Annotated in this window: 12 protein-coding genes; 2 read left to right on the top strand and 10 right to left on the bottom strand. The window is 68.7% G+C overall.

Features of this window, described 5'->3' with window-relative positions:
- Positions 1-39 precede the first annotated feature (39 nt).
- The 3 genes from AC4OR5_RS27865 to ptxS all read right to left on the bottom strand — a co-directional run bounded on the left by AC4OR5_RS27865 (position 40) and on the right by ptxS (position 2,859).
- Positions 40-990, bottom strand: a complete 951-nt coding sequence (locus AC4OR5_RS27865; protein ID WP_003110743.1) for a sugar kinase — start codon at positions 988-990, stop codon at positions 40-42.
- Positions 983-1,765, bottom strand: a complete 783-nt coding sequence (locus AC4OR5_RS27860; RefSeq protein ID WP_003139446.1) for an apurinic/apyrimidinic endonuclease family protein — start codon at positions 1,763-1,765, stop codon at positions 983-985. The genes AC4OR5_RS27865 and AC4OR5_RS27860 overlap by 8 nt, the downstream gene beginning before the upstream one ends.
- Positions 1,766-1,836: 71 nt before the next feature.
- Complete coding sequence (ptxS, locus tag AC4OR5_RS27855) at positions 1,837-2,859, bottom strand: transcriptional regulator PtxS (protein ID WP_003089268.1); 1,023 nt, start codon at positions 2,857-2,859, stop codon at positions 1,837-1,839.
- A 562-nt stretch (positions 2,860-3,421) separates the two neighbouring features.
- Here ptxS and ptxR point away from each other — a divergent pair.
- Positions 3,422-4,360: an HTH-type transcriptional regulator PtxR gene (gene ptxR / locus AC4OR5_RS27850; protein ID WP_003124663.1), complete on the top strand. Its 939-nt coding sequence runs from the start codon at positions 3,422-3,424 to the stop codon at positions 4,358-4,360.
- Between the two features lie 103 nt (positions 4,361-4,463).
- On the opposite strand, the gene pvcD is transcribed toward ptxR, so the two are convergent.
- The 6 genes from pvcD to AC4OR5_RS27820 form a co-directional block, all read right to left on the bottom strand.
- Positions 4,464-5,111, bottom strand: a complete 648-nt coding sequence (pvcD, locus tag AC4OR5_RS27845; protein ID WP_003120142.1) for a paerucumarin biosynthesis heme-binding protein PvcD — start codon at positions 5,109-5,111, stop codon at positions 4,464-4,466.
- On the bottom strand, positions 5,104-6,606 hold the full coding sequence (gene pvcC / locus AC4OR5_RS27840; protein WP_058160000.1) for a paerucumarin biosynthesis protein PvcC: 1,503 nt from the start codon (positions 6,604-6,606) through the stop codon (positions 5,104-5,106). The genes pvcD and pvcC overlap by 8 nt, the downstream gene beginning before the upstream one ends.
- A 51-nt stretch (positions 6,607-6,657) precedes the next feature.
- On the bottom strand, positions 6,658-7,533 hold the full coding sequence (pvcB, locus tag AC4OR5_RS27835; protein ID WP_029610307.1) for a paerucumarin biosynthesis oxygenase PvcB: 876 nt from the start codon (positions 7,531-7,533) through the stop codon (positions 6,658-6,660).
- 17 nt (positions 7,534-7,550) lie between these two features.
- Positions 7,551-8,537, bottom strand: a complete 987-nt coding sequence (gene pvcA / locus AC4OR5_RS27830; protein WP_003110739.1) for a paerucumarin biosynthesis protein PvcA — start codon at positions 8,535-8,537, stop codon at positions 7,551-7,553.
- A 214-nt stretch (positions 8,538-8,751) separates the two neighbouring features.
- Positions 8,752-9,738 carry an asparaginase gene (locus tag AC4OR5_RS27825; RefSeq protein WP_029610308.1) on the bottom strand — a complete coding sequence of 329 codons (987 nt, stop codon included), beginning with the start codon at positions 9,736-9,738 and terminating at the stop codon, positions 8,752-8,754.
- Between the two features lie 99 nt (positions 9,739-9,837).
- Positions 9,838-11,283 (bottom strand): alanine/glycine:cation symporter family protein, encoded by a 1,446-nt coding sequence (locus AC4OR5_RS27820; RefSeq protein ID WP_003089254.1) that lies wholly within the window; start codon positions 11,281-11,283, stop codon positions 9,838-9,840.
- A 168-nt stretch (positions 11,284-11,451) separates the two neighbouring features.
- On the opposite strand from AC4OR5_RS27820, the gene AC4OR5_RS27815 reads away from it, so the two are divergent.
- On the top strand, positions 11,452-12,270 hold the full coding sequence (locus tag AC4OR5_RS27815; RefSeq protein WP_003089253.1) for a transcriptional regulator: 819 nt from the start codon (positions 11,452-11,454) through the stop codon (positions 12,268-12,270).
- A 132-nt stretch (positions 12,271-12,402) separates the two neighbouring features.
- Here AC4OR5_RS27815 and lpdA read toward each other — a convergent pair whose 3' ends face one another.
- Entirely contained in the window at positions 12,403-13,797 is a 1,395-nt protein-coding gene (gene lpdA / locus AC4OR5_RS27810; protein ID WP_003120146.1) for a dihydrolipoyl dehydrogenase, read from the bottom strand.
- Positions 13,798-13,800: the final 3 nt, after the last annotated feature.

Genomic DNA, 13,800 nt, shown 5'->3' with positions numbered 1-13,800 from the left:
CTTGTTCTTGTCGCAACAGGTGCCGCGTGGGCGGCGGGTTCAGGCGCTCTTGCGGCGCTCGCGGTCGAGCAGTTGGCTGCGTTTCGGCAGCCCCTCCATGTCGCCGCGGACCTGTACCGCGCGGCTGCCGATCCAGTTGCCGCGCGCCACCGCGTCGGGCAGCGGCAGGCCTTCCAGCAGCGCGCTGACCACCCCGACCGCGAAGCCGTCGCCGGCGCCCACGGTGTCCACCACGGTCGCCACCGGTACGCCGGGGACCAGCCCTTCGCCGTGGGCATCGCGATAGTAGGCGCCGCTCGGGCCGAGCTTGATCGCCACCGCGTCGACGCCCATGTCCAGGTAGAACGCGGCGATATCCGCGGGTTCCTGCCAGCCGCTGAGCAGGCGGCCTTCCTCCAGGCCCGGCAGGACCCAGTGGGCGTGCGCGGCGAGGGCGTTGATCTCGGCGATCATGCGGCGCTCGCTGGGCCACAGCGAGGGCCGCAGGTTGGGGTCGAAGGACAGGCTGGCGCCCTTGCCGCGCATGCGCCGCATCAGTTCGTGGGACAGTTCGCAGGCACTCGCCGAGAGTGCCGGCGGAATGCCGGTGGCGTGCAGGTGGCGGGCGCCGAGCATTTCTTCGCGGATGTGGGCGAGGCCCAGCCGGCTGGCCGCCGAGCCGCGGCGGAAGTACTCGACCCGCGGGTCGGCACCATCGACCTCGCGGGACTTCATCTGGAACCCGGTGGGCGCTTGCGCGTCGACCTCGACGAAGCGGCAGTCGAGACCCTCGCGAGTCAGGCTGTCGAGTACGAAACGGCCGAGCGAGTCGTCGCCGACCCGGCTCAGCCAGGCCACCGCGAAGCCGAGGCGGGCGAGGCCGATGGCGACGTTGCTGTCGGCGCCGGCGATGCGCTTGCCGAACTGCTCGACGCGGTCCAGTTCGCCGGGCTGTTCGGCGACGAACATGGCCATGGTCTCGCCGAAGCAGAGGATCTCGAAGTCAGCCATGCTGGCGTTCCTCCTGGGGATGGCCGAGGCGGGCGAGGGCGGCGATGTGCCGGCGGCTGAGACTGAGCAGGTCGTCGCCCTGCAGCGGGTATTCGATGGCCCGCGCCACGCCTTCCGGGAAATGCTGCAGCAGGCGCTGCCAGTACTGCAGGTCGGCGGCCGACGGCGGTACCGCGACCAGCTTGCCGTCGCGGTTGCGGATCACCGCCTTGCAGTGCACGTAGCCGACGTAGCGGCCCAGGCGCAGGGCGGCATCGTCCACCGCCTGCTCCTGCCAGCGCCAGTTGCCGATGTCGAAGGTCATCGCCAGGTCCAGTTGCTGGCGCTCGGCGAGGCGGAAGAAGCGTTCCAGCACATCGATCCGGCCGCCCTGGGGCGTCTGGTCGTTCTCCACCAGCAGTTGCAAGCCGTGGCGCGCCAGGCGCCGGGCGAGGGCGGCGAGGTCGGGCTGTTCCGGCAGATGACCGAGCGAGACCTTGAGCCAGCCGGCCCCGCAGGCTTCGGCGCGGCGCAGGGTGGGCTCCAGCTCGGGGTTCAACTGGCCGTCTTCGCGCCACAGCTCGAGGGGCGAGGAGAACACGCATTCCAGCCCCTGCAACTGGATGGCGGCGGTCAGCGCTTCGGTATCCGGCGGGCCGGCGAAGAGTTCCTCGCGCAGTTCCACGCGCTGCGCGCCGGCCATCCCCAGCAGGGGCAGGAAGCTGGCCTGGCCGCGACTGCGAACGAGGTCCGCGCCGTAGCTGGAAAGACTGATGGAGACAGGGTGAAGGGACATTGGCGATCCTCTGAAACCGGTTTCATTTCAGGCCGTGCGAAAGCCGCCGGCAACGCGCCGGCGGCAGGCCGCTAGCCGCGTGGATGGGTCGAGCCGCGAACGATCAGTTGCGCCGGGAAGGTCACCCGGCGCGCCGGCTCGCGGTCGCCTTCGAGTCGCGCCAGAAGGCGCTCGAAGGCGGTGCGGCCGATTTCGTCGGTGGGTTGGGCGAGGGCGGTGATGCCGCTGCCCACCAGCGGGTACCAGTCGAGTTCGTCCAGGGCCAGCAGGCCGACCTCGTCGAACAGCCGGCAGCCGAGGTCGCGCAGTTGGCGGGTGGCGCAGAGGGTGGCGACGCCGTTGCAGGTGAACAGCGCCTTCGGCCCGGGGCCGCTGGCCGAAAGGAAGGCGCGCAGGCCGTCGCGGAAGAAGTCGTCGGTCTGCAGGACCTGGCCCTTGAGCGCCGGTCGCCGGCCGATGGAGGCATTGAAGGCCTGGACCCGCTCGATCCGCGAGCTGGTGCCGTCGAGCGGTTCGGTGACCAGCAGGATGTCGCGGAAGCCGCGTTGTTGAAGGTGGTCGAGGGCCTGTTCGACGGCGTCGGCGTTGTCCAGGCCGACCAGGTCGGTATCCAGCTCGGCCAACTGGCGGTCCACCAGCACCATCGGCAGTTCGCGGTGCAGGGCGCGCAGTTCGCCGGGATGGTGGCCGAGGGTGTTCACGATCAGTCCTTCGACGTTGTAGGACTGCAGGGCGGCCAGGTGATGACGTTCCTGCTCGTCGTCGCGGTCGGTATTGCACACCACCAGGCTGTAGCCGTGTTCGCGGCAGGCGGTTTCCACGCCATGCATGACGGCCACGGAGTAGGGGTTGAGGATGTCCGCCACCAGCATTCCGATCAGCCGTGTGCGCCCGCGCTTGAGGCCTCGGGCCATCTGGTTGGGGCGGTAGTCGAGCTGGTCGATGGCGCGCTCGATGCGCCGGGCGGTGGCATCGGCGAGCAACTGGCGGTCGCCGCCGATATAGCGCGACACGCTGGCCTTGGAGACGCCGGCGGCCTCGGCCACCTGGTTGATGGTGACGCGGCCACGGCTGGGCAGTACTGAACCATTCACGGACCTGGTACCTCTTGGTGCTGTTCTTATTGGTGTGTCCGGCTGGTCTTCGCCAGCGGATGCCAGGAGCTGAAACCGGTTTCAGAAAATACCAGAAGGCCGATTCCCGTCAACGGAAAAAAACGCCTACCGAGGGGCGGTCAGGCATGACAGCCAGGAGGCTGTTCATGAAAAACGAATAATCGTTTCGCATGATGGCTTTCGATTATTAATGTCGAATGGAATGAATGTGCCGTATCTCCATAAATAAAAAGGAAGTTTGTCCAATACTTGAGAAACTACTTTAAGAGTGGTTTGTCGGTAGAAAGCGATCAATCAGGCGGGGCTCGCTGACATGAAAGCACCCGGCCGACCGTCTGAAGCAGTTCTCACTTATCGGAAAACGAAGGTGGCGCGCTGAAACTTATGCGCGCCTGGCGGTCTTTAACGACGACCTGACCGCCCGGTCGCGTCATCACGCTCACCGATCGTTGCGGGTCCTGTCGAATGCCGCCGTTCCGTCGCAGCAGGATTTTTTCGACAAGACCCGTCCGGACCCACTTCCCGGCTAAGGAATGACAGGATGAGCGCCGCCCTGGAGCGATTGAATCATCTGAACCTGAATCACTTGTATGCCTTCGTCGCCGTCGCCGAACACAACAGCTTCACCGCCGCGGCGGAGGCCCTGGGCTTGTCGAAATCGCTACTCAGCGAGCAGTTGCGACGCCTGGAGGCCGACCTCGGGATCCAGTTGCTGACCCGTACCACCCGTCGCATGACCCTTACCGATCGCGGCGAACTGCTGTTCGGCGTGGCCCAGCGCATGCTCGGCGAGCTGGACGGCGCGCTCTCCGATGTGCGCGACCTGCAGGGCGAGCCCAGCGGCCGGTTGCGCATCACCGCGCCGCAGGATTTCGTCAAATGGCACATCAGCAGCGTTTCCGCGGCGTTCATCCGGCAGTTTCCCAAGGTCCAGGTGGAAATGCTGGCCGACGACCAGTTCAGCGATCTGGTCGGCCAGCGCATCGACCTCGCGGTGCGTATCGGCTGGCCGCGCGATTCCGGCCTGCATGCCAGCAAGCTGTGCGACTTCCAGCAGGTTGCCGTGGCGACGCCGGGATACCTCGCCGGCTTGTCGCCGGTGCTCCAGCCGCACGACCTGGCGCGCTGCGAATGGATCGGCCATACCCGCCTGAGCACGCCCTGGACCTGGACCTTCGAACGCCAGCGCGAGCGTGCCACGGTACAGACCCGAGGGCGCCTGCTGGCGAACAACACCCTGGCGGTGTACCGCCTGGTGCTCGACGGTGCCGGCGTCAGCGTGCTGCCGAGCTTCCTGGTGGCCCGCGAGATCGCCCGCGGGCGGCTGGTCCGGCTGCTACCTGGCTGGCACCTGCCGCAGGGCGGCATCTATGCCCTGTACCCCTCGGCGCGCTACATGCCGGTGCGGGTCAGGGCGTTCATCGAGTCGCTGCGCGAGCATCTCGGTCGCGAGCCGTTCCGCCTGGCGCAGGGCGAATGACGCCGGGCATCCGTGCCTGGGCGGGAGGGCGAATAACGCCACCGGCGTTATCCGCCACCGACGTCATGGATAGGCGGCGGATAACCGCGAGCGGCTATTCGCCTTACGGCCCCAGGCTGCCCAGGTAGCCGGCGAGCGCCTGGATGTCGCTATCCTCCAGGCCGCCGGCGACCGCGCGCATGGTCGCGCTGTTGCCACGCTTGCCGTCGCGGAAGCCGTGCAACTGGGTTGCCAGGTATTCCGCCCATTGCCCGGCAAGGCGCGGCGCCTTCAGCGCCGCCAGGCCCTGGGCGGCGGGGCCGTGGCAGGTGACGCAGGGGGGTACGCCGCGCTGCGCCAGGCCGCCTTCGAAGAGCTGGCGGCCGCGTTCGCGTTGCCTCGGGTCGGCCAGGGTCTGCTCGCCGGCGCTCATGCGCTGGGCGGCGAACCAGGCGGAGACGTTGACCACGTCCGCCGCGCTCAGCTCCTCGCCGCGACCGTTGGTGGCCGGGTTGCGCCGGCGCTGGGTCTTGAGGTCGTAGATCTGCTTGTACAGGTATTCCCGGTCGAGCCCGGCGAGCTTCGGGTAGCTGCGGTTCGGTCGTGGCCCGCCGTTGCCGTCGTCGTCGTGGCAGCGCGAGCACATCTTCTGCGCCATCGCCTTGCCGCGCGCCAGGTCGGCCGGCGCGTCCGGGCCCGGCACGGCGGCGGCCAGCGGCAGGGAAAGCAGGGCCGAGAGGCAGCCGGCCAGCCAGCGTTTACGCTCAGTCATGCTGCCAGGACCCCCGCAGCCAGCCGTGGATGTCGTAGTCGGCCATGCAGCGCTGGACCATCGCCTCGCAGTAGGCCAGGTGCCCGCGACGGCTGGCCCAGGCCAGCGAGTCGAGGCGGATCTGCTCGGCATTGCCGGAATAATGGCTCTCATAGACCGCGTGGCGCGCGCCGAACTCGCTGCCGGTGGCGTCCCAGATCAGCTTGAACAGCTTCAGGCGCTGCTCCGGCTCCAGCTCGGCACCGCGGTAGTAGCTGTCCACCAGCCGCCGCGCCTCGCCGTCGCGCAGGTCGGCGGCGCCCGAGACGGTGACCAGCGGGGCGCCGCCGAGGGCGCTTTCCAGCAACTCGCGGACACGCTTCCAGATCTGCGGCACCTGGATGCGCAGGGCATTGGCGTACTCCAGGCGCGGCACCGCCGAACCGGCGGCGTTGCGCTCCGGGTCGCGGGCCATGGCGGTGGTCAGCGCCTGCAGCAGGTGCTGCAGGGCGATCAGCTCGCCGAGGGCCGCCTGTATCCCGCGGAAGCCCTGGGTGCCATTGGCGCGCACGCCGAGGGAAAGCAGGCCGATCATCAGTTCCAGCTTCACCCCGAGGCGGATGCCGGACTGGAAGTTGTACAGGTTGGCGAAGCCCGACTCGGCATAGAAGCCGGTGGCGCGGCGCAGGTCGCGGTAGACCAGGACGTCCTCCCAGGGAATCAGCGCCTTGTCGAACAGCAGCACGCTGTCGTTCTCGTCGAAACGACTGGACAGCGGGTAGTCGAAGGGACTGCTCGCGCGCTCCTCGTAGGATGGCCGGCACATCAGGCGCAGGCCGGGGTTGTCCATGCGGGTGAAGAACACAACGGCGAAGTCCTCGGCCTTGCCGGCCTCCATCTGCGCCGAGGCGACCGGGGCGACGAAGGTGGCGTTGGTGATGGCGCTGCCGGTGGCGAGCATCTTCGCCCCGCTGACGACGATACCCTGGTCGGTCTCGCGTTCGACGTGGACGAACACGTCGCGCATCTCGTGGATCGCCTTGCTGCGGTCCAGCGGCGGATTGATGATCGCGTGGTTGAGGAACAGCCCGCGGTCGGCGAAGGCGCGGTGCCAGGCGCAGGCGTTCTGCCGGTAGTCGCCGTAGAAGCCGGCGCCGGCTTCCAGCCCGGACATGAACGCCGCCTTGTAGTCCGGGGTACGCCCCATGAAGCCGTAGGTCATGCGCGACCAGCAGCCGATCGCCTCGCGCGCGCCGAGCAGGTCCTCGGCGTTCTGCGCGGGGGTGAAGAAGCGGTGGCTGCGGCGGCCCTGGGCATCGACCCGGGTGAGGACGTCGCGCTGCTCGCCGTGGAGGCCGTCGTAGAGCCCGGCGATGCTGCGGCAGGCGTTGCGGAACGCCCTGTGCCGGGTGACGTCGGCGACCCGTTCGCCGTTGAGGTAGACCTGGCGACCGTCGCGCAGGCTGTCGAGATAGTCGGCGCCGGTCATCAGCGCGTTGGGGACGGAATGGCTCATGCTGGTTCCTTGTCGGGACGCCGGCCGTGGCGCGCACGGCCGGCGGGGCGGTCAGTCGCGCTGCAGGTGCGGGTTGCGCAGCGCCGGCTCGGCGTGGATATGCACCCGCCGCAGGTGGCGCGGCGCGCGGTGGGTGAAGGCCTCGCGACCGTGCAACAGGGTCAGGTTGTCGGCGATCACCAGGTCGTCGCTGCGCCAGCGGTGGGCGTAGTGCGCCTGTGGGTGGTACAGGCAGCGGCGCAGGCTGGCGAGCAGTTCACCGCGCTGTTCCGGGGCGATGCCGTCGTAGTGGAACTCGGAGGGGTTGATGAAGCTGGCGTCGCCCTCGACCGGCGGTTCGCAGAAACGCAGGATGGGGAATTCGCGGCGCGGGTGGCGCTCGACTATCGGCGCCGCCGAGCGGCTGCTGTAGTGCGCCGCGCTGCGCTGGTACCGGCCGCTGGCGCGGCGCCAGAGTTCCAGCTCGCTACTGTCGGCCAGTTGCAGCGCCGCCGGGGTCGAGCTGAAGGTGGTGCGGCCGCCGTCGCTGTCGCCGGGCGCGTCGACACAGTGGAACAGCTGGAATTCCGGCACCGTCTCCAGGTACATGCCGTCCCAGTGCAGCGGCACGTAGTTGTTGGCGAAGATGTGGTCCTCGGCGCCTTCCTGTTCCACCAGCTCGAGCACCGCGCCGAACGGCCACAGCATGACTTCGCCGAAGTCGTGGCAGTAGCGGGTCAGGCTCTCGGCGTCGGCGAAGGCGGCGAAGCCGCGCAGGAGCAACAGGTGGTGGCTGCGCGCCAGGCCCTTGAGCCACTGCGCCGGCAGCTCGCCGACGTGCATGCCGGGGCGGCCGGGCTCCAGCAGCAGGCCGAAGCGCGGCTGGTTGCCCTGTTCGTCGCGCAGCGGCGAGAGACGTACCGGTTGATCGCTGAGATAGGCGTTCATCGTCTGGCTCCTCGGGCTCAGGCCACGGCGGCGCGCCGGGCGGCCCTGGCCGGCAGGCGGTAGTGACTGGGCTGGCCGTTGATCTGCACCAGTTCGCCGCCGAGTTCCAGCACCTCGCTGCGCTTCATCAGCACGAAGCGGTCTTCGGTGTTCACCGCCACGCCGTGCCAGGGCGTCAGCCAGTCGTCGCGGGTCGGCATCATGTGGATGCCGAACTTCAGGCTGTCCGCCGGCTGCGGATGGATGGACAGGCGGATCGCGTGGGGGAACTGGTCGGCCAGCAGCGCGCCCCAGGCCCAGCTGCGCTGGATCACCCCGTAGGCGCGCTCCTTGGCGTCGCGTTGCAGGGCGGTCTTCGAGCCCTGGTAGTCGGGGGTCAGGCCGTCCTCGTAGAGGAAGCGGGTGATGGCGCGGTACAGCAGCAGGCCTTCTTCGCTGGCCAGCAGGGTCTCGCGGATGCTTTCCAGCGGCTCGGCGTAGCCGTCGATCAGCAACTGGCGGAGCTGCTCGTGGTTGTCGCGCTGGGCCTCGAAGGCGCGTACGTCCTCCAGGTTGAACACGCCGATATGGGTGGCGCCGATCTCCTCGATCATCAGGCGCAAGGCATCCTGGTAGGCGCTGATGTGCGCATCGCCGATCCTCACCAGGTCGCCGAACACCCGGCCGTCGGAGCAGACGGTGATCTTCGCGCCCGGTGCATAGAACAGCTGGATGCGCTGGCACAGGTGGTTGAGGAACGACAGCGACAGGCGCTCGGCCATGTCCGGACGGCTGTCGAGGACCTTGCCGGGGTTCGGCGACTTGGCCGGAAACGCTGGCAGGACGAACTCGATGGGCTCGCCGGCTTCGATGAAGGCGGCGATGCGCGGCAACTGGACCTGTTCGATGCGGCGGATCTCGTCCGCTTCGCTGGCGCTCTGGCGATGCTCGGGGTAACGGCGGCGATAGAGCAACAGTTCTTTCAATACGCGTGCGGGAAGGGTGTCTTCGGCGATGGCGTACATGCAGGTGTTTCCTCCTTGTGGGCGGATGCCGGCGGGGCCGGCAGCGGAAGGCGACATCCTGTGGACTCGCCGCCGGGGGATAAACCGGGGAAGGCCGGAAACACTGTTCGCTGAAGCTTGACGATGGGCGCCGGGCACGGGCGGGCCGCGGGCGTTGTCGCGTATCGCGGGGAGGGCGGAAGGAAGCGGCCGCCGGCGGGCGGCCGCAGGGCGGTCAGTCGGCGTTCTCGCCGCACAGGTCGAGGGCGAACCAGCGTTGCGCTTCGTCGCGTCCGAGGCCGGCGCCGAGCAGGCCGAAGAGCTTGCCCAGGGCCGCCTCGCGGGTCATTCCGCCAGCCGAGAGCAGGCCGGCGTCGCGCAGGCGGCTGCCGGCGGCGTAGACGCCGAACTCGACCTGGCCATAGGCGCACTGGCTGACCGCGGCGAGCAGCACGCCGCGGGCGTGGGCTTCACGCAGGGTCGCCAGCAACTCCTCGTCGTCGGACGGGCCGGTGCCGCTGCCATAGCATTCCAGCAGCAGCGCTTCCACGCCGCTGTCGAGCAGCCCGCGCAGGTGCACGGCGCGCAGCCCTGGATAGAGCGGCAGCACGGCGAGGTTCACTTCCCGGCGCGGCTGGCGGTAGCCGAGCGCCGCGGGCACCGGCGCATGCTCGGCGTGGCGTGGTCGCGGCAGTTCGGCGAAGGCGTCGAACGCATCGCTGCGCAGCTTGCTGACCCGCGCGCCGTGCAGCAGGGCATCGTTGAAATAGACCTGTACGCCGCGCGCGTGGCCCTCCTGGAGGACGCGCAGGGCGCCGACCAGGTTGTCCCAGGCATCGCTGCCCGGCGCGCCGGCCGGCAGCATGGAGCCGGTCAGCAGCACCGGGATCGGCAGGTCGAGGAGCAGGAAGGACAGCGCCGCGGCGCTGTAGGCCAGGGTGTCGGTGCCGTGCAGGAGCAGCACGCCGTCGTGGCCGGCGTCGAGCGCGGCGACGATGGCGTCGCGCATCGCCAGCCAGTTGCCCTGGGTCATGTTGGCGCTGTCCAGCGGCGGTTGCAGTTCGGCGAAGCGCCAGCGCAGGTCCGGGGCGTCGCCGAGGCTTTGCAGGTGGTCGCGCATGCGCGCTTCGAAGCCACCGGCCGGAGCCAGTCCCTGAGGGGTCTGCAGCATGCCGATGGTGCCGCCGGTGTAGAGCACGAAGAGGTTCTTGACTGGGAGCATCCGTAATCCTTGTGTCGGGCCTTTTCGCGACGGACGTGCGAAGAGGGGACGCCATTGTGGCGCAGGCGCCGCTCCAGGGGGAGGGCGCCTGCGCGAAACTCAGCGAGTGCCGCTCGGCAGCGGCTCGGCGTCCGCCTGCGCCGGGGGCTCGGCGTGCTGGCCGGCGGGCCAGGCTTCGCGGTCCAGGTCGAGGTCGGCGAACTGCGCCGAGTCGAACACCGGCTGCTTGATCCCGGCGCGGCGCTGCACGTCGTAGTCGCGCATCACCCGCAGGCCGACCTTGAACAGCAGGGCCAGGGCCATCAGGTTGACGAAGGCCAGGCAGGTCATGGTGATGTCGGCGAAGGCGAACACGGTGGACAGGTCCTGCACCGAGCCCCAGACCACCAGGGCCAGCACCAGCGCGCGGTAGCCGATCAGCACCAGGCGGTTGCGGCTGAGGAACTGCAGGCTGTTCTCGCCCAGGTAGAAGTTGTAGAGGATGCAGGTGAAGACGAACAGCGACAGGGCCACGCTGACGAACACCCGGCCCCAGTCGCCGACCACCGCGGCCAGGGAGTTCTGGGTGAGGACGATGCCGTCGCCTTCGAAGCCCGGGGTGTAGAAGCCCGAAAGCAGGATCAGCAGGGCGGTGCAGGTGCAGATCACGAAGGTGTCGAGGAACACGCTGAAGGCCTGGACCACGCCCTGCGCCGCCGGATGGCGCACGGCGGCGACCGCGGCGACGTTCGGCGCGCTGCCCAGGCCGGCCTCGTTGGCGAAGACGCCACGCTTGACGCCCATCACGATGGCGCTGCCGAGCAGGCCGCCGAACGCCGGGTCGAGGCCGAAGGCGCTCTTGACGATGGTTTCCAGCATTGCCGGGACGTGCTCGATCTGGCTGGCGATGACGTACAGGGTGACGCCGATGTAGGCCAGGGTCTTGATCGGCACCAGCAGGTCGGAGACCGCGGCGATGCGCTTGATGCCGCCGATGAAGACCACGCCGAGCAGCACCGCCAGGGCGATCCCGGTGTGCTGCGGAGCGAAGCCGAAGGCGTTCTGCAGCGAATGGGTGACGGTGTAGGACTGCAGGCCGTTGAAGGCGAAGCCGTAGGTGACCAGCAGGAGCACCGCGAAGACCACCGCCATCGAGCGCAGCTTCAGGCCGTGCTGGATGTAGTAGGACGGGCCGCCGCGATACAGGCCGTCGCCGTCGCTGCGCTTGTAGACCTGGGCCAGGGTGCATTCGAAGAAGCTGCTGGACATGCCGACCAGCGCGGTGACCCACATCCAGAACACCGCCCCCGGACCGCCGAGGGTCACGGCGATGCCGACCCCGGCGATGTTGCCGGCGCCGACCCGGCCGGCGAGGCTCAGCATCAGGGCCTGGAAGGAACTGAGCTGGCCGGCCTGGCCGCGCAGCGATTCCCTGAATACGCCGAACATGTGGCCGAAGTGGCGGAACTGGACGAAACGCGAACGGATCGTGAAGTAGGCACCCAGGCCGACGATCAGGACGATGAGGACTTTTCCGGAAAGGAAATCGTTGAGCATTTCAAGCATGGAGGTCTACCTCGGTTCTTATTCTGGTGTCGGCGTGCGCTGCGGCAGCGCCTTGGTGCGCGGCGCATGGTTGGCCATGACGCACCCGGTTACAATTTCGCGGGTTGCTCCTGCTTGATGCGACCTGATGCTAGAATCGCGTCCATAGCATCACTTTCGGAGCCGCCGATGTCCGAGCACCTGGGCGCCAATCTCAAGCTGCTTTGCAGCCATTACCGCTCGATTTCCGAGGTTTGCCGGCAATTGGCGATCAATCGCGCGCAGTTCAACAAGTACCTCAGCGGCCAGAGCCAGCCGACGCCCTACAACCGCAAGCGGATCGGCGACTTCTTCGGCGTCGAGGACTACGAGCTGGGCTTGCCGCCCGAACAGTTCGCCCGCCTGATCGGCGCCCGTGCCAGCGCCCAGCCGCGCCAGTCCAGCAACGACCCGCTGTTGCGGCTGCTGCAACCGCTGCGCGCCGAGGCCGGCGACCTGGGCCGCTACTGCGGCTACTACTTCGAATATGCCAACTGCATGTCGGTGCCAGGCAGCATCCTGCTCTCCCTGGTGCATCTCTACGAGGAGGACGGCGTGTTCCTCTTCGAGCGCCAGGAACGCCAGGAGCGCACCAGCAGTACCGACGTGCAGGCAGAGGAGTGGGCGCGTTGCCGCTATCTCGGCGCGGCCTTCCAGTTGCAGGACCGGGTGTTCCTGATCGACTACGAGTCGCTGACCCTCAACGAGATGAGCCAGACCATCCTCATTCCCAGTTTCAAGAGCCGTATCACCCGCCTGAACGGCCTGAAGATGGGCGTTTCCAGCGGTGACCGGCGGACCCCGGCATGCAGCCGGGTGGTCTGGGAGTACCTCGGTGCGGAAATCAACCGGATCAACGCCTACCGCCAGGTGCGCCTGTACCGCCCGGACGATCCGCGGATCGACGAGGATATTCGCCAGCGCCTGGCGGCGGGGAGCTTGCGGCATGGGTTGCTGGAGACGGAGTGAGGGGCGGGGGATCGCGCAGGGCGGTGAGACCTGCTGACGACCCGGTTCGCGGCCACGAAAAAAGCCCCCTTGCCCGACGGGCAAGGGGGTAATGTGCGCCGGTGGTTGGCCGGCTACCGAGGTTCGCGGGAGTCAGATGTGCAGGGCGTGTCCCAGCGCGCGCAGGGCGGCTTCCTGGACCGCTTCGCCGAGGGTCGGATGGGCGTGGATGGTGCCGGCGATGTCTTCCAGGCGGGCGCCCATCTCCAGCGACTGGGCGAAGGCCGTGGACAGTTCCGAGACCGCCTTGCCCACCGCCTGCCAGCCGACGACCAGATGGTTGTCGCGACGCGCCACCACGCGGACGAAGCCTTCGTTGGCCTCCAGGGTCATGGCGCGGCCGTTGGCGGCGAACGGGAAGCTCGCCACCAGGCAGTCCAGGCCGGCATCCTTCGCCTGCTCCGGGGACAACCCGGCGACCACCACTTCCGGATCGGTGAAGCACACCGCGGGGATCGCCACCGGGGCGAACTGGCGACGCTTGCCGGCGATCAGCTCGGCGACCATCTCGCCCTGGGCCATGGCCCGGTGCGCGAGCATCGGCTCGCCGGCGAGATCGCCGATGGCCCAGACATTGCGCATCGAGGTGCGGCACTGGTCGTCGACCTTCACCGCCCGGCCGTTCATGTCCAGGCCCAGGCTTTCCAGGTTCCAGCCTTCGCTGCGCGGCTTGCGGCCGACCGCCACCAGTACCTGGTCGGCGGCGATCTCGCGCTCCTCGCCGGCGCCGTCGCGGACCCGCACGCCGTTCTCGCTCGGGCCCAGCAGGCTGTGCCCGAGGTACAGCTCGACGCCCAGCTTGCGCAAGGCCTGGGCCACCGGCTTGGTCAGTTCTTCGTCGTAGCCCGGCAGGATGCGCGGTTGCGCTTCCACCACCGCCACCTCGACGCCGAGCTTGCGGTAGGCGGTACCCAGCTCCAGGCCGATGTAGCCGCCGCCGACCACCACCAGGCGCTTGGGCAGGCTGCCGGGCGCCAGCGCCTCGGTGGAGGAGATCACCTTGCCGCCCAGCGGCAGGATCGGTAGCTCGACGCTCTGCGAGCCGGCGGCCAGCAGCAGGTGCTCGCACTCGATGCGCTGGCTGCCGCCGCCGGCGAGTTCGACCGCCACGCTTTTGCCGTCGAGGATCCTCGCCCAGCCCTGGACGACATCGACCCCGTGTTTCTTCAGCAGCGCGGCGACGCCGCTGGTGAGGCGGTCGACGATGGCGTCCTTCCATTCCACGGTGCGGGCGATGTCGATGCTCGGCGCCTGTACCTGGATGCCCAGCGCCGACCGGCCGGCATAGTGGCGGGCCTTGAGGTATTCCTCGGCGGCGTGGATCAGCGCCTTCGACGGGATGCAGCCGACGTTCAGGCAGGTGCCGCCGAGGGCGGCGCCCTCCACCAGTACGGTGGGAATGCCCAGTTGCCCGGCACGGATCGCCGCGACGTAGCCGCCGGGACCGCCGCCGACGATCAGCAGGGAAGTCTTCAGGATCTGGCTCATCGC

The sequence above is a fragment of the Pseudomonas sp. YA1 genome, from assembly GCF_058680555.1.
Note: the sequence above shows the minus strand (reverse complement) of the source record. Positions and strands in the feature narration are given on the sequence as shown.